Below are 14756 nucleotides of genomic sequence, written 5' to 3' on the forward strand. Positions count from 1 at the left end.
ATGTGTCAGGTTAACACGTTCACAGAAATCTCTAAAAAACCTTTCCGCCAGATAATTTTTCGCGATTATCCCGCCAAATTCACCCGTTGTCATGTAGTCGTCATCTAATCGTCAACAACCTGTCAACTGGCAGCCATAGTATCCGCCAGAACTGATACTTATAAGAGAAATACTATGCACAGATCAGGTCCAAGCGTTCGCGTACATAACATTTGCCCTAAAGCGGCCAAGCTGCATGTCCGGGTTGCCGAATCTGAAGCAGATGTTCTTGCAGCTCAAAGGCTGCGTTATCAGGTTTTCACGGAGGAATTCGGCGCTAATCTGCACGGTGCCCAGGATGGCATCGATCAGGACCGTTTTGACCCCCATTGCGACCACCTTCTGGTAGAGGATTTAATCAGCGGACAGATTCTCGCCACCACCAGATTACTCAGCCAGGATCAAATGCCGAAAGCTGGCAGCTTCTATTCAGAAGGCGAATTTGATCTCTCCAACATCCATCGTCTTCCTGGCAAAAAGCTCGAAATCGGCCGCACCTGTGTACATGCTGATTTTCGCAATGGCGCAACTTTGGCGTTATTGTGGAGTGGCATTGCAAAATACGTCATCGACCACGATTTTGAACATTTGATTGGATGCGGCTCCATCAGCCTCACTGACGGTACCCAGGAAGCCTGGTCTATCACGGATCAGCTAAAACGCCGCTTCCTGCTCGAAGAAAGCAAGCAGGTGACCCCAAAGCTGGCACTCCCCCGTTCTGATTCAGAAACCACAGAGCCGGTAGCGATTCCGCCGCTCATTAAAGCTTACATGCGCCTGGGCGCGAAAATTGGCGGCGATCCATGCTGGGATCCGGACTTCCGCTGTGCCGACCTGTTCATACTATTGCCGATCAGCGCTCTGGAAGCCCGTTATGCAAAACACTTTCTCAAGGATCAGGAAAAGTCCGATACCACTGCCGCTTGAGCACAGCGCTCCAGGAGACTGATATGGAATACCTGCGACTGATTTGCAGAAGCATATTGCTGATCCCTTATCTGTTCTGGGGATTCACTCTGGCCGTATTTATCAGCACATTAAATCGGATCAGGCACCAACCGATCAATACAACCCCCATTGCCCGCTGGTGGCTGTCCGGGCTTTGCCGGGTACTTAGTGTGGATATTCAGCAGTACGGTGAGCTGGAAGCTTCTTCAACCATGATTATCGCCAACCATATCTCCTGGTTGGACATCCCGGTTCTGGGAGCGATGAAGCCTCTTCACTTTCTATCCAAGGCAGAAGTCAGAGAGTGGCCATTGATTGGATTTCTGGCGGAACAGGCTGGAACCCTGTTCATCAAACGCGGTGGCGGCCAGGTAGCTAAAGTGCAGGAAGAGATTGAAGATATTCTATCTCAGGAGAAGACCGTTCTGATTTTCCCTGAAGGCACAACGACTGACGGTCAGACTGTCAAAAAATTCCATCCCCGTCTGTTCAAAGCGGCACAGGCGACCTGCCGCAACGTTCAGCCGGTGACACTTCACTACAGACGAGAGGGAACACCAGACAGCCTTGCCCCCTTCATTGGCGACGACGAGTTTTTCTCCCATCTGATCCGCTTATTGAAGGCACCACCAACAGAAGTTTATGTGGTGGCTCACCCGGCACTCGGCGTCACTGCCGGGACCGATGTGACCGAATTGTCCCGTGACGCTCACAGGCGCATCGAGCATACACTCCAGCACATGGTCTGGCAGAATCAGCCACGTGTGATAACGGAGGTATCAGGAGAGAGCATAACCCTGTTTTAACTCTTCATCGGTGGCTTCTCTCACCGCTTTGATTTCCACTTCAAAGTTCAATGAGAAGCCTGCCAGAGGGTGGTTGGCGTCAATAGTTACCTGATCCCCTCTAATCTCAACCACTTTCACAACATGGCGCTGATCTCCGGACTGAGTCTGAAATATCATGCCTGCCTGCAGATCTGACACACCATCAAACTGACTGATATGCACCTGCTGAACCAAGTCCTCACGGCGGGGTCCGTAGGCCAGCTCAGGGGGAACCGTAACCTCCAGCTTCTCACCGGGCTCACGGCCTGACAAGGCCTTTTCCAGGCCCAGCACGACTTGCTTGGTCCCTTCCATGACGACCAGGGGCTCTCCTCCGACGGAGGTATCCACCACCTCACCATTGTCGTTTTTCAGGCTGTATTCGATGGTATAGACTTTGGGATTCATGTCCTGCGTTACTCTGTGACGAATAAAACCCCGAAGTCTACCACATATATCATCATCAGTGATTCACCCCATGGCGCTGCACCGGCCTTGGAACGGCTACCCGATTCCCACCGGAGGCCATTAACTCTGCCACTAGCAGACGCTGCTCCAGTCGTTCCTTGAAATCAACAGGCTCATCCAGCTTCATGCGTCGAATCAACGGCATCAGCTCTGTCGGCACGGTTTTGATCATCAATGCCCGGAAAACACATTTGATCATTCCGGCCCTACTGGAGGTTTTCGCCTTGAGTGACTTCAAAGCCTTGCCCAACTTCAGTTCATCATCAGTGAAACTGCAATCAAACGGGAAAGGTGGGAAGTACCCCATTTCACTGTATTTCCGATAAATCTGCTGAAGTCTTTCCGGCGTGTTATGTCGATACTTCTCCGGCAGCACATAACCGGCAGGCACTTTGCCCACCCTTTTGGCCTGCTCCAGCAACTGCTCCTGGAACCTTGAATCTGCTACTTTGATCAACTCGATATAGATATCCTTATCGGACTTGCCCAATAGGTCGGCAATGCCATATTCAGTCACCACAACATCGCGCAGATGGCGCGGAATGGTGATATGACCATAGTTGAATACGATATTGGAAAGGATCTGTCCACCACTGACCCGCGTCGATTTAAGCTTCAATATTGATCTGGCATCAGGCAGCTCGTGCGCCATCGCAACAAAGTTGTATTGCCCTCCAACCCCACTGACGACACGACCATCAGCCAGCCCGTCAGATACAGCACCTCCATTCAATGTCACCATCATGGCCGAGTTTATAAACCGGGCATCCTTTCTCTGCGCCCGCTTAAGGTCCTGGCGCCCGAATTGATGATCGTATAAATGGTTAATGTAGTTGACGCTGGTCATGCAGAATTTTTGATGCTCCTCATCAGTGAGGTTCATCAGATGCCGATAAAACTCTTTGGGTCCGAGAAAGAAACCGCCATGGGCGAGAATGCCACCTTTCAGCCGGTCTCCAAGCCCCTGCTCTTCCAGAATCTGCCGAGTATCGGAGTCATTGAGATCCGTTGAAACCGGCTGTCCATTAACCAGGAGAGCTCCGCCTTTGTACTCCACCTGATCATTCAAAACACCAAACTGCTTGAGATATTGAACATCCCGGGATCGCAATTTACTGTTGACCAACCCTTCCTCGGCAAGAGTATCTAAAGTGGCGAGGGAAATTTCCTGACTGATTGCCCGCCGATTCAGCAACTCCTGCAACTGGGTATCGTCATAGACCTCTCGCTTCAAGATACCTGCGTGATACAGATGCATGAATCCGTCCACCAGCATTTCACTGCAGCCATAAAGACCTTCATGAAACGGCGTAAAGCCTCCCCACTCTTTTACAATGGGGAATTTCTCAGCCAGCTCCAGATCCTCTGCCAGGGATTGATAAACACCATTATTCTGTTGCCGCAGAATACAGTTATAAACCAAAGCACTCCCCAGCGAGCCGATACCGACCTGCAGAGTTCCCCCGTCTTTTACCAGGGCACTGGCATGGAATCCGATCATGTGGTCCACAGGGGAAATTGCCATACTGGGGGCACCGAAAAGCGCGTAGTCATAATTCGGATTATCGATAATCATGCCCGCTGCCTCCGGCTGGAAAATCGCATGATTATGCATAAATGGCAGGTTTCGATTCACCTCCCCCACAATGGCGACCGGTTGCCCCTTCCGTTCCCGCTCTCTTAGCATGGGCACCAGATCAATCGAAAGATCAGGATTGCAGGAGAAGCTGTAACAGGTCTTACCATCTATCTCCTTCTTCGCAACCATCTGCGCCACCACGTTCACTCCAGCCAGCATTAGATCCCTGGCGGCGTGGGTATAATTCGAGCTGACATAATTCTGTTGCTGTGAAGGCGTTTTCAGGTAGCTTCCAGCCTTAAAGAAAAATTCCTGAATTTCCACGTTTGCCGGCAGCTTTCCTGCCCGAAGGTCCAACACGTAATCCAAATCAGGAACCCCGGCAAACTCCCGTTCCACAAATGGTCCGAGGAAATTGGATTCCAACTTGCTTTTACCTGAAGGCTTTTCCAGAGAGAGAGCTGTCACGATTCTGAGTGTAATATCCGGGCATTTTTTTGCCCGCTGATATATGGCATTGGCCAACAGTACCGGCTTCCCCAACCCCAGTGGCAGCCCCAGCACGACGTTCTTCCCCACCTTTGTCAATATCGCATCTACGCAGGCTTCAATATCCTTAAAATATTGAGGAGCTGTATCGCTCATTATTGTGCTTCCTTATTCTTAGATTTATTAACCAAGTGTCTGCTGACTGTGCACAAGCATCACCCGTCAATGATCATACTAGAATCTGAGGAGCAACCTGCAACAGAGCCACGTCAATTTTTGATGACATAGTGACATCTATGGAGCAGGAAAAATTGAGATAAGAGAAGTGGGAACGCTTAAAGATCGGGAAAGGGAAAAGGAAACTGTTCAGGAGATGTCTTTTTAAAATTTCCAGCCGAGCGTCAGGCTAACACCCTCGTCATTGACATCCATAGCATATTGGGCAGGCTGAAGACCGTGCCCCATGGTACGGCCGTTGAACTGTTGGGCAGTGGTTTCATCTTTTCTGAAGATCAACTGGTTGACCACCAGCATCAACGCCCGACGTACACACTCACCGGTCTGAGAGGATTGTTGCTCCCCGGCTACACCTTGGGTCAGCGAAGCCGTGTAGCCGGTTTGCCATGAGAACATGTTGTCATCAGATGCGCTCTGCAATACTTCTGCTTTCGCCTGGACAGCTTGTCCAGCCAGGTTCAGCAGCAACAATATTGCAAAAATTCTTACTAACATCCGACGCCTTCCGTATCCACAGGTTCATTTTGATGATTCCTATGATACGTATTCGCCCGGATCATTCCGTGATCAACTTAGCAAAAAGTCGTATTTCCGTCATAAAAATTGATTTTCTACGTCAATTTTCGATCACAACTCTCAATCATGATTAATCAGAACGTTGACCCAGCCACTCCGCACTTAGCGTCCAGGTGTTCTGGGGAGCACTACTTCCGGCAAACACACCCGCATGCCCTCCAGGCACCACACAGAACTCCTTGTCTTCCGTAGAGACGATATCAATGACTTTGTGGGCCGCCTTAATACTGACCAATTTGTCGGAATCTCCTGCAAAAGCCAGCACTGAGCATTGTATGGAAGAAAATTCCGCTGATGTCTGCCCCATCGTCATGCGCCCTTTTGCCATCTGATTTTCCAGCCCCATCTTGACCAGCATCTCCTTGATGGTTTGACCCGGGTAGTCAACCATCTCATCGAACCACTGACTGACCGTGGTGTGACTGGTAACAAATTCGCGATCCCAGAAATTCACCAGAAGCTCCAGCGTGCTGATCACCGATCCCATAGGATTGGTTAATTTAAAAGCCAGGGAGTTCAACCAGCCTGGAATATGCAGATAGCGGGCAGGCAAATCCAGGAGAGAGAAGTTCAACAATCGGGAAACAATATTCGCTGGACGATATACCAACGACAGAACACGCCCAGCCAAACCACTTTGGTGCATGTCGATCGGGCTGGCCACGGTAACCAGATTGCGAATATGCTCATCTTCGCTGGCGGCGGCATACATCAATGTCAGCAAGCCTCCCATGCAATAGGCAAAGAAGGAAACCTCCTGCTCTCCGCTATGATTGCGAATACTTTGCAAAGCTGCCGGCATCCATTCCATGACATAGGTTTCCAGAGACAGATGAGAGTGGTCTTCGGTAACCTCCCCCCAGTCAATGAGATACACATCAAATCCCTGGGCCAGAAAGAAGCGCACCACGCTTCGTTGAGGAAGCAGATCGAATATCATGGATGTCGCAGCCAACGGCGGCACCAGCACCAAAGGTACCCGGTGTTGACGGGGGCTGACCGGGATCACATCATCTCCAACGGTTATTTCCGACTCCTCCAGGGGAAGATAATGACGAACGGACATGATGCCATCGCGATAAATTTCTTCATATGGCGTCAGATTGGCAACAATAAAGTTTTCCGAGTAGAGATAACGCTCCAGGGCATTCAACGTTCCCCAAAGAACTTTCTCCGACCATGCCGGTTGATCATTTGCTGACATTTATCGCCTCTCGCTCCGCTGCTTTCCATGAATAGTCCCGGGATTTGTGCCGGTTTCAAAAATAACTAATGAATATGAAACCGCATCATACCGAAGGTCAAACGTGAGGCAATGACATAGGCGAACATCCCGCGTGGCGAAAACTGCCAGACGGGATGTTTTTTAGTCGGAGACGAGTCTTTCGGAGATTGGCTATCCGAGACTGGTTACTCGAAGATTAACTACCCGAAGATTGATAACTCAAAGTATCACCACCTACAGAAGAGAATCACCACCTAGAGAAGAGAAAGTCTCCAGGGAAAAGTGATGCTCAGGGACAGGGGTATGTATATACCTGATGAACGGATTCAATATCTTCCAGCATTTCAGGAGACAGCTCCAGATTGATGCTATCAATATTTTCCTTCAACTGGGCCATACTGGTGGCACCAATAATGTTGCTGGTGACAAAGGACCGTGAAGTAACATAGGCCAACGCCATTTGAGCCAGACTCAGGTTATATTTATCCGCGATGGACTGATACACCTCTGTTGCCGCTTCTCCCTGGGCGTTGGTGTATCGACTGAAGCGGGCATACAGGGTAATCCGCGCATTGGCAGGACGCTCACCCCCGATATACTTTCCACTTAATACGCCAAATGCCATTGGCGAATAGGCGAGTAACCCCACCTGTTCACGGTGCGCGACTTCCGCTAAACCAACTTCAAACGAACGGTTAAGAAGGCTATAGGGATTCTGGATACTGACCACTCTGGGCAGATTACTCTGCTCAGCATGATGCAGAAATTTCATCGTTCCCCATGGCGTCTCATTTGAGAGGCCGACATGACGAACCTTGCCTGCTTTGACCAAGTCTTCCAGAACTTCCAATGTTTCCAGAATCGGCGTGGCATCCTGGCGCTCTTGATGCTGATAACTTAGCTGGCCAAAGAAGTTTGTGGGCCGATCGGGCCAATGTAGTTGGTACAAATCCAGGTAATCCGTTTGCAACCGGGAAAGACTGTCATCCAGTGCTTTTTCAATATGCTGACGATTCAGCCGGGGGCCTCCCCGGATATGCGACATGGCATCAGAATATCCAGCCACTTTTGAGGCCAGGACAACCTTTTCGCGATTCCCGCGGCTGGCCAGCCAGGTACCGATATACTGCTCAGTTCTCCCTTGAGTCTCGGCCCTCGGCGGAACCGGATACATTTCCGCGGTATCAATGAAGTTAATCCCCTGGTCCAGCGCATAATCCAACTGTTCATGGGCCTCTGCTTCCGTATTCTGCTCCCCCCAGGTCATGGTTCCGAGACAGATGGCACTGACATCCACATCGGTTCTGCCCAATTTCCGATATTGCATCTTGAAAACTCCTGTTCTTCTTTGTTTTAGCCAACCCCGCACCATCCACCTTGCGATCAGAGATCTCCAAGCATCGGCGGCCCAATAAATCAGATACGAGAGATAAGCATATTATGAACACCGATGCCAGCATCGAAGCCCCGAAACGCTTCTTCCCTTTTTATCCTCTTTAATCCTCTTGCATCCCCTTCAATTATCTTGCTTTACCTTCCATCCCCGCTCCCAACCCAAAGCCAGCAGGCCTGATGACGTCATCATTTTGCAATAGTCCTGACGCCTGCCTGTAACAAGGCTGAAGCATATTGAAGCGGTAACACATGAGAAACGGGCAACCATGGATAACGCATCTGCCAAATCAATGAACACCATTGCCGTCCAGGTCAATTCGCCGCCCTCCAGACGTCGTCGCATTGCGATTGTGACGGAAACCTTTCCACCCGAAGTCAACGGTGTGGCCAATACCCTTTATCAGCTTACCCAACGCTTAAAAAACGACTATAGCGTTCAGGTGATCCATCCAAGACAACCGGCTACCGAAGACGCATCTGACGACCTCCACCACATCAGGGTGGCTGGCTGCCCGATTCCCGGCTATTCAGAGATGCGTTTTGGCTTCCCCTGCAGGAAAAAGCTGCTCAAGTTGTGGCAGGACCATCGTCCGGATGCCGTTTATGTGGCAACACAGGGGCCACTTGGCTGGAGTGCTGTCAGCGCCTGTCGAGAATTGAATATACCGGTATCCAGTGGATTCCATACCAATTTTCACCAGTACAGCCGCCACTACCGCCTGGGATGGCTAAGCCGTCTGATTGGTCGCTACTTTATCCACTTTCATCAGTTAACCCGACATACCCTGGTACCGACACGTCAGACTGCCGCTGCCCTGGATACCATGGGCATCAGCAATACCTGTGTATGGAGCCGCGGGGTGGACGGCCATCTGTTCCATCCGGACAAACGATCTGAACTGCGCCGCAAGCAGTGGGGAGCTGATGCCAGCACCCCCGTGTTTATCTATGTCGGCAGACTGGCCAACGAGAAAAACGTCTTTCTCGCATTGAGCGCTTTCGAAAGGGCTCAGCAGCAGGCCAGTCACGCCAGGATGGTGCTGGTAGGAGGCGGACCGTTACAGGAAAAAATTACCCGCATGTACCCGGATGTGATCTTTGCTGGTGTACAAAAAGGTGAGTCGCTGGCAGAACACTACGCCAGTGCGGATATATTTTTGTTCCCCAGCCTTACAGACACTTTCGGCAATGTCGTCCTGGAAGCCATGGCCAGTGGCCTGGGCATCGTCAGCTTTAATGAAGCCGCCGCCAGAGAGCACCTACACCACGACGAGAGCGCATTGCTGGCACCGTCAGGCAACAGTGATCTGTTCTGCCAGCATGCGCTGTCTCTAGCCATGCGCCCCAGCCTGTTAACACGGCTTCGCAGTAAAGCCCATCAACAATCCAAATCCATGGATTGGCAACAACTTGCACGGCAATTCGCTCACTTACTACTCGACCAGGATATTCAGGGAGCTCCAAATGAAAACGCCAAACGCCTCAGAGCTGTTTCGACGAGCCGATGATATTGAACTGCAGCTGTGCCGTCAGGCCATTCAGTGGTCGCGGCATCACGGCCTGGAGCCGTTCTTCCGGGGCGTCAGCCGCCTGGGAGACGGGGCTTTCTGGTACGGTGTTATCGCCGTTGTTCTCTTGCTTGAAGGTACCTCCGCTGCTCTTCTGACAACCATTGCCGGGCTCGCCTCAACGATTATTTACAAGCTCCTTAAAGGCTGGCTGGTCCGCGAACGCCCCTACATCACCCACTCAGGTATTGAATGCGCAGCCAAGGTATTGGACCGGTATAGCTTTCCGAGCGGCCATACCCTGCATGCTGTCTGCTTCACCGTACTTCTTACCTACATCAATCCGATACTCGGGTTGATCGTACTTCCCTTTACCCTCTGTGTGGCATTGTCCCGGGTGGTACTCGGACTTCACTACCCCAGTGATGTTGGCGCAGGGTCTGTGATTGGAATCCTTATTGCCAGCACGGCGATCACTTTTATGCCTTTTGAGCTCTAGCGACTGTGCCTTTTGAGCTCTAGCGATCTAGTGTTTGAAGACTCTGAAACAGGTTTCGTCCGATACAAATAACCTGTACAGAGACGGGTACCCTATTCAAGGGCAAAGAAAATGGTAAGACAAAGAAATGGTGGCAATCCCTGCCGGCACCATGGAGAACCTACAGAGTCACATCTCACACAAATTGGCATAATTATTCATCAGGTCATTCCAAATCAGTCTATAGGCAACCACGATGGGCGCGCCGTCGCACTATAGCGCTCCCGCAGAGCCCGTCTTGAGGGTGGCAAAACAGCTATTTCCCCGAAAAACTCATTAAATTTCGGGTAGATTTGTCCTTTCCCCTTGATTTCACCATGGACCACCCTGAGTTGATTACAGTACAATCCGAGCCAACCCGTAGTGTCGCGGGGAGCCACATTGCCGCGGCAGACGATTGATTACGAATAATAACTATTCACTAACACCTTGGTAGGGAAAGACTTTGACTATGCCGCAGGCCACTGCCGACTTGTTTGCGTCGCCGTGCTTGCAGTTCAAGGGCAGTATGGTCCCTTTGACCACTCTTGAGCTGTTATATTTCGACCCTGAAAAGTTTTCTCAAGCTCTTCAGGAAAAAATCCGCCAAGCTCCCAACCTGTTTAAAAACCTGCCGCTGGTCCTCAGCCTTGATAAATTTGCAGAAGATATTAACGACCTGAACTTTCTTCAGATCAGGGAGTTGTGCTCAGCCCAGAACCTACAGCTGATTGGAGTGCGGGCAACGGATCCCACCCAGATAGCTGCCGCTGAGTCTGCCGGATTGGCCGTATTACAGCCCTCCCGTGGACGTCAGGACAATACAGAAGAACCATCCCAAAACTTACAAAAAGAGCCACAACAAGAGTCACAGCAGGAACCGCAGGCATCCCCGGAAGCAGCTCCTCAGGTTGAGTCACCTGATAAGGAAGTTCTTGATAGTGCTGCGCCTGCCAACGGGCAGACAGCCAACAGAATCATCCGCACTCCGATCCGTTCGGGCCAACAGGTATATGCTCCCGGCGGCGACCTGATTGTCATGGCACCGGTCAGCGCCGGAGCGGAAATTCTTGCCGATGGAAATATCCATGTCTACGGTCCGCTTCGCGGACGAGCACTGGCTGGCGTCCGTGGTAACACGGAAGCCATGGTGTTTTGCCAAAGCCTGGAAGCCGAGCTGGTATCCATCGCCGGACAATACAAAATAAGTGAGGACCTACAGGGCAATCACTGGAAAAAACCATCTCTACTGAAACTGGAAGACGATAGGCTGGTGATCAGGGAACTGTGAAACAAGTCTTTGACCCAATGGGTTAACTGACAGTGACTGACACCGGCATAAACGATTAAGAACTATGTACAAAGGGTTACTACGTTGAGCAAGATTATAGTTATCACTTCGGGTAAGGGTGGCGTAGGCAAGACCACCACCAGCGCATCGATTGCCACCGGGTTGGCAAAACGCGGACACAAAACCGTGGTCATTGACTTCGATGTTGGTCTGCGCAACCTGGACCTGATCATGAACTGTGAGCGCCGGGTTGTATACGACTTCGTCAACGTTATCAACGGCGAAGCCACCCTCAATCAGGCACTGATCAAAGACAAACACACAGACAAGCTTCATATTCTCCCTGCGTCCCAGACCAGGGATAAAGAGGCTCTCACCAAAGAAGGTGTCGAGAAGGTACTTAACGAGTTGGCTGAGACCTTCGAGTACATCGTCTGCGACTCGCCGGCAGGTATCGAACACGGCGCTCTGATGGCCCTGTACTACGCCGATGAAGCGATTGTAGTGACCAACCCTGAGGTTTCTTCCGTCAGGGATTCGGACCGCATTCTGGGCATACTGCAAAGTAAATCCCGACGGGCGGAAATGGGACTGGATCCGGTCAAAGAGCACTTGCTGTTGACCCGCTACAGCCCTGAACGAGTCATCAAAGGCGAAATGTTGAGCGTACAGGATGTTGAGGAAATTCTGGCAGTTCCGCTGCTTGGCGTTATCCCCGAATCCCAGGCTGTGCTGACGGCTTCCAACCAAGGTGTTCCGGTCATACACGACGACCTGAGCGACGCTGGACAAGCCTACCAGGATGCTGTTGCCAGGCTATTGGGTGAAGAAAGGGAACACCGTTTTCTCGACATACAGAAGAAAGGCTTCTTTAGCCGCGTATTTGGAGGGAAGGCATGAGTTTCTGGGACTACTTCCGCAGTACAAAACCGACCACTGCGTCTGTCGCGAAAGAACGTCTTCAAATTATCGTCGCCCACGAACGCAGCCATCGAAGCCAACCGGACTATTTGCCGCAACTACAGCAAGAACTGCTGCAGGTCATCAGCAAATATGTGCATATCAACCAGGAAGACGTTCAGGTCCAGATCGACCGCAATGACGACTGTTCGGTACTGGAATTGAATATCACGCTTCCGGAATAAGATAGCCTTTCAACCTGCTGCATTGCGGCAGGTTTTTCCTTTTATGTTGTTCTACCCTGCCCCCAAGTTTTCATGAGCTTTCAATGCAACATTCCCGGCTGTTCCAATATCAGGAAATTTGTACCCTGTATCATTTTGTGACAATCAGTAGTGCTAGTATAAGCCCTCGTATAACACTAATAACAAACGGCTCAGAAAGCACTGATCATCAGAATCTTTCTAATGATATCGGCATTCTCTGACCGAATAACAACCTAAAGAGATCTCTGCCGGGAGAGGCAACTTGCGCACATTCTTCTTTTCGCTGTTAACCTTGCTTGCGGCCGTTGCAGCAAGCGCAGAAATTCCCCTGGAATCCCCCGATTGGCACCTCGACTTTGAGAAACAGGGCATCAGGATATTTACCAAAACCCAGCCTGATTCCGACTTTGAAGCGTTCAAGGCTGAAGCCATTCTCGACACTCCCATCACCAACATCATGGCAGTAATGGCCAACCCGAGCTCCTGTGTGGAATGGGTTCACGGCTGCCGGGAATCCTGGGGATTTGAGGAACAAAGCTTCAGCAAACGATTCGCCTATTCGGTCAACGACCTACCATGGCCGGTCAAAGACAGAGACTACGTACTGGAAATCAACACCCACAAAGACCAGGATACCGGTGCAATTGTCATGAACATGTTCGCAGTGGATAACAAGATGCCTGCCAAAGATGAATATGTACGCGTAACGGCGCAGGAAACCCACTACTTCTTCTATGAATTGCCAGACAACAAGACCAAAATGGTATGGCTACAGCACACTGAGCCAGCCGGTTCAATTCCAAGCTGGCTGGTGAATGCACTGATTGTGGATATTCCCTATAAGTCTATGCGCGCACTTGAAGAAGTGGCCAACTCGGAAAAATACAGCAATGCGGTTATCAACTATGATGAGAGCGGCGCGATCATCGGCGTGAACAATACAGCATCCCAATAAGAGGCATTTCACCAAAATACCTCTCTGAGCGCCTCAATGGCGCTCTTTGTCTTTTGAACTACTGCCCTTCAGCAAGCAATTTGAGCATATCGTAGGAGGTAATAATCCCAACCACTTCGCCATCTTTTTTGACGAATATACGATGCAGATGCTCTTCCATCATTCGTTTAGCCACTTCCGTCACCTCGGTATCTTCGTCCACCCAAAACAAAATAGGCGTCATGATATCCCGCACTTCCACAGGCATCCGCGACATTTCCTCGAAGATAAACTGCCTCAACCGCCTGGCTTCCCGCTGCTCCTCGGGAGTCATTTGATTATCATAATTGGTATCCACGTGGTTCAGATGGAAGTCTGCAATGTCAGACAACGTGGCAATACCCACAATGCGATTCCGTGCATCGACTACGGGACTCCCAGATATACCGTTTTCCGCTAAAAATCCTGCAAACTTCTGCATAGTCCAGGTTTCAGGAACCGATTTCACATGCGGTGTCATGATGTCTTTGGCGAGCAATGGCATAGCGATATTTCCGTATTATTTTATTGTTGAGTGCCTGTGGTTTGAAAAACGATCTACAAAGAGAAGACTCCACAACCTTGAGTCTGCAGATTATTCTTAATGATTCATCTGCAAATTGCACGCAGTTCCAAACCCCGCTCATCACGAATCTTCTCTTCGGTTCGTTGCGGGTTGGCACCAGACAGCTGTGCGCAGCAGCTACACAAAAAGAATGCTATCATTCCGGGTTTCCCAACATTGTGATTCAGGTGAAGCATCGGTGAAATGTATTCTTCCACGCAGTCGTGCCATCGATGACGATGAAAAGGCGCTCCGCAGACAAAGTATTCTGGACGCTGCCAGCCGTTTGTTCCTGGCCCGACCTGGCACCCTGCCATCGGTTATCGCCATTGCCCAAGAGGCCGGACTGGCCAAAGGTACGGTGTATCTGTACTTCAAAACCAAAGAAGAAATATTTATCAGCCTGCTCGCCACTCACTACGAAACCCTGGTAGGACTGCTCGTGCAGCTTACACTGTCTTACTCCAACAACTTATCTCATTCTAACGGCTTATCTCTCTCTAACGACTCGTCTCACGCCAGCAACCTATCGCATCCGGACAATTCAGAGCAGTTGATACCAGCCCTTGTGGATCAGGTGATCGATTTCACAAACCAGCACCCGGATTTTATGCACCTGGCCACCATGGCCAACTCCGTTTTGGAGCAAAATACAGAAGTGAGCATAGTGCTGGAGTTTAAATCCATGCTGGTGGAACGACTCAGTGCTCTTGCCGGCAACCTCGCCACCTTGACCACACTGAGCGAGAACCGTTGCAAGGATCTTCTGATACACACTAACGCCATGATCCTGGGGTTGTGGCAAATGCAGAACCTGCCTTCGGATGTCGCCGAAGCAATTAAAGAGCGACACTATGAAATCCTGATGCCCGACTTTGCACCCACATTGCGTGATGCGATGACTCTGCTTTGGCAAGGGGCAATGAAGCAAGCCTAAGGGGCGCGCATTTTTT

General features: G+C 50.6%; 15 protein-coding genes. 9 read left to right on the plus strand and 6 right to left on the minus strand.

Going from position 1 to position 14756, the window contains the following annotated elements:
* Positions 1 to 174 precede the first annotated feature (174 nt).
* Both BTA51_RS25125 and BTA51_RS25130 read left to right on the plus strand, forming a co-directional pair.
* The gene (locus tag BTA51_RS25125) at positions 175 to 966 is read left to right on the plus strand and encodes a GNAT family N-acetyltransferase (RefSeq protein ID WP_094711839.1); all 792 of its coding nucleotides are present in this window, start codon (positions 175 to 177) and stop codon (positions 964 to 966) included.
* 23 nt (positions 967 to 989) lie between these two features.
* The gene (locus tag BTA51_RS25130; protein ID WP_246841188.1) at positions 990 to 1793 is read left to right on the plus strand and encodes a 1-acyl-sn-glycerol-3-phosphate acyltransferase; all 804 of its coding nucleotides are present in this window, start codon (positions 990 to 992) and stop codon (positions 1791 to 1793) included.
* On the opposite strand, the gene BTA51_RS25135 is transcribed toward BTA51_RS25130, so the two are convergent.
* From BTA51_RS25135 to BTA51_RS25155, 5 genes are all read right to left on the minus strand, one after another.
* The gene (locus tag BTA51_RS25135) at positions 1767 to 2222 is read right to left on the minus strand and encodes a peptidylprolyl isomerase (RefSeq protein WP_094711841.1); all 456 of its coding nucleotides are present in this window, start codon (positions 2220 to 2222) and stop codon (positions 1767 to 1769) included. The two genes, BTA51_RS25130 and BTA51_RS25135, sit on opposite strands and share 27 nt — an antisense overlap.
* Positions 2223 to 2277: 55 nt before the next feature.
* Positions 2278 to 4506 carry an acetyl-CoA hydrolase/transferase C-terminal domain-containing protein gene (locus tag BTA51_RS25140; protein ID WP_094711842.1) on the minus strand — a complete coding sequence of 743 codons (2229 nt, stop codon included), beginning with the start codon at positions 4504 to 4506 and terminating at the stop codon, positions 2278 to 2280.
* A 225-nt stretch (positions 4507 to 4731) separates the two neighbouring features.
* Entirely contained in the window at positions 4732 to 5082 is a 351-nt protein-coding gene (locus BTA51_RS25145) for a hypothetical protein (RefSeq protein ID WP_094711843.1), read from the minus strand.
* A 151-nt stretch (positions 5083 to 5233) separates the two neighbouring features.
* The gene (locus tag BTA51_RS25150; protein ID WP_094711844.1) at positions 5234 to 6367 is read right to left on the minus strand and encodes an alpha/beta fold hydrolase; all 1134 of its coding nucleotides are present in this window, start codon (positions 6365 to 6367) and stop codon (positions 5234 to 5236) included.
* Between the two features lie 310 nt (positions 6368 to 6677).
* Positions 6678 to 7715 carry an NADP(H)-dependent aldo-keto reductase gene (locus BTA51_RS25155; protein ID WP_094711845.1) on the minus strand — a complete coding sequence of 346 codons (1038 nt, stop codon included), beginning with the start codon at positions 7713 to 7715 and terminating at the stop codon, positions 6678 to 6680.
* A 334-nt stretch (positions 7716 to 8049) separates the two neighbouring features.
* Here BTA51_RS25155 and BTA51_RS25160 point away from each other — a divergent pair, with 334 nt between their 5' ends.
* From BTA51_RS25160 to BTA51_RS25185, 6 genes are all read left to right on the plus strand, one after another.
* On the plus strand, positions 8050 to 9291 hold the full coding sequence (locus BTA51_RS25160) for a glycosyltransferase family 1 protein (protein WP_094711846.1): 1242 nt from the start codon (positions 8050 to 8052) through the stop codon (positions 9289 to 9291).
* Positions 9248 to 9790, plus strand: a complete 543-nt coding sequence (locus BTA51_RS25165; RefSeq protein ID WP_094711847.1) for a phosphatase PAP2 family protein — start codon at positions 9248 to 9250, stop codon at positions 9788 to 9790. The genes BTA51_RS25160 and BTA51_RS25165 overlap by 44 nt, the downstream gene beginning before the upstream one ends.
* 490 nt (positions 9791 to 10280) lie before the next feature.
* Positions 10281 to 11099, plus strand: coding sequence for a septum site-determining protein MinC (gene minC / locus BTA51_RS25170; protein ID WP_094711848.1), 819 nt, complete (start codon positions 10281 to 10283; stop codon positions 11097 to 11099).
* Between the two features lie 84 nt (positions 11100 to 11183).
* On the plus strand, positions 11184 to 11999 hold the full coding sequence (gene minD / locus BTA51_RS25175; RefSeq protein ID WP_094711849.1) for a septum site-determining protein MinD: 816 nt from the start codon (positions 11184 to 11186) through the stop codon (positions 11997 to 11999).
* On the plus strand, positions 11996 to 12244 hold the full coding sequence (minE, locus tag BTA51_RS25180) for a cell division topological specificity factor MinE (protein WP_094711850.1): 249 nt from the start codon (positions 11996 to 11998) through the stop codon (positions 12242 to 12244). The genes minD and minE overlap by 4 nt, the downstream gene beginning before the upstream one ends.
* Before the next feature lie 283 nt (positions 12245 to 12527).
* Positions 12528 to 13220, plus strand: a complete 693-nt coding sequence (locus BTA51_RS25185; RefSeq protein ID WP_246841189.1) for an START domain-containing protein — start codon at positions 12528 to 12530, stop codon at positions 13218 to 13220.
* Positions 13221 to 13278: 58 nt separating this feature from the next.
* On the opposite strand, the gene BTA51_RS25190 is transcribed toward BTA51_RS25185, so the two are convergent.
* The gene (locus BTA51_RS25190; RefSeq protein ID WP_094711851.1) at positions 13279 to 13743 is read right to left on the minus strand and encodes an HPP family protein; all 465 of its coding nucleotides are present in this window, start codon (positions 13741 to 13743) and stop codon (positions 13279 to 13281) included.
* A 259-nt stretch (positions 13744 to 14002) separates the two neighbouring features.
* Between BTA51_RS25190 and BTA51_RS25195 the strand changes: the two genes are divergently transcribed.
* A complete protein-coding gene (locus BTA51_RS25195) occupies positions 14003 to 14740 on the plus strand; it encodes a TetR family transcriptional regulator (protein WP_094711852.1) in 738 nt (245 codons plus the stop codon).
* Positions 14741 to 14756 lie beyond the last annotated feature (16 nt).

The organism is Hahella sp. CCB-MM4 (assembly GCF_002260525.1).
GTDB lineage: Bacteria > Pseudomonadota > Gammaproteobacteria > Pseudomonadales > Oleiphilaceae > Hahella.

Coding starts and splice junctions, on each gene's coding strand:
- BTA51_RS25135 (WP_094711841.1), bottom strand. CDS start 2,222: ATGAATCCCAAAGTCTATACCATCGAATACAGCCTGAAAAACGACAAT.
- minE (WP_094711850.1), top strand. CDS start 11,996: ATGAGTTTCTGGGACTACTTCCGCAGTACAAAACCGACCACTGCGTCT.
- BTA51_RS25130 (WP_246841188.1), top strand. CDS start 990: ATGGAATACCTGCGACTGATTTGCAGAAGCATATTGCTGATCCCTTAT.
- BTA51_RS25165 (WP_094711847.1), top strand. CDS start 9,248: ATGAAAACGCCAAACGCCTCAGAGCTGTTTCGACGAGCCGATGATATT.
- BTA51_RS25160 (WP_094711846.1), top strand. CDS start 8,050: ATGGATAACGCATCTGCCAAATCAATGAACACCATTGCCGTCCAGGTC.
- BTA51_RS25140 (WP_094711842.1), bottom strand. CDS start 4,506: ATGAGCGATACAGCTCCTCAATATTTTAAGGATATTGAAGCCTGCGTA.
- BTA51_RS25125 (WP_094711839.1), top strand. CDS start 175: ATGCACAGATCAGGTCCAAGCGTTCGCGTACATAACATTTGCCCTAAA.
- BTA51_RS25150 (WP_094711844.1), bottom strand. CDS start 6,367: ATGTCAGCAAATGATCAACCGGCATGGTCGGAGAAAGTTCTTTGGGGA.
- BTA51_RS25190 (WP_094711851.1), bottom strand. CDS start 13,743: ATGCCATTGCTCGCCAAAGACATCATGACACCGCATGTGAAATCGGTT.
- BTA51_RS25155 (WP_094711845.1), bottom strand. CDS start 7,715: ATGCAATATCGGAAATTGGGCAGAACCGATGTGGATGTCAGTGCCATC.
- BTA51_RS25145 (WP_094711843.1), bottom strand. CDS start 5,082: ATGTTAGTAAGAATTTTTGCAATATTGTTGCTGCTGAACCTGGCTGGA.
- minC (WP_094711848.1), top strand. CDS start 10,281: ATGCCGCAGGCCACTGCCGACTTGTTTGCGTCGCCGTGCTTGCAGTTC.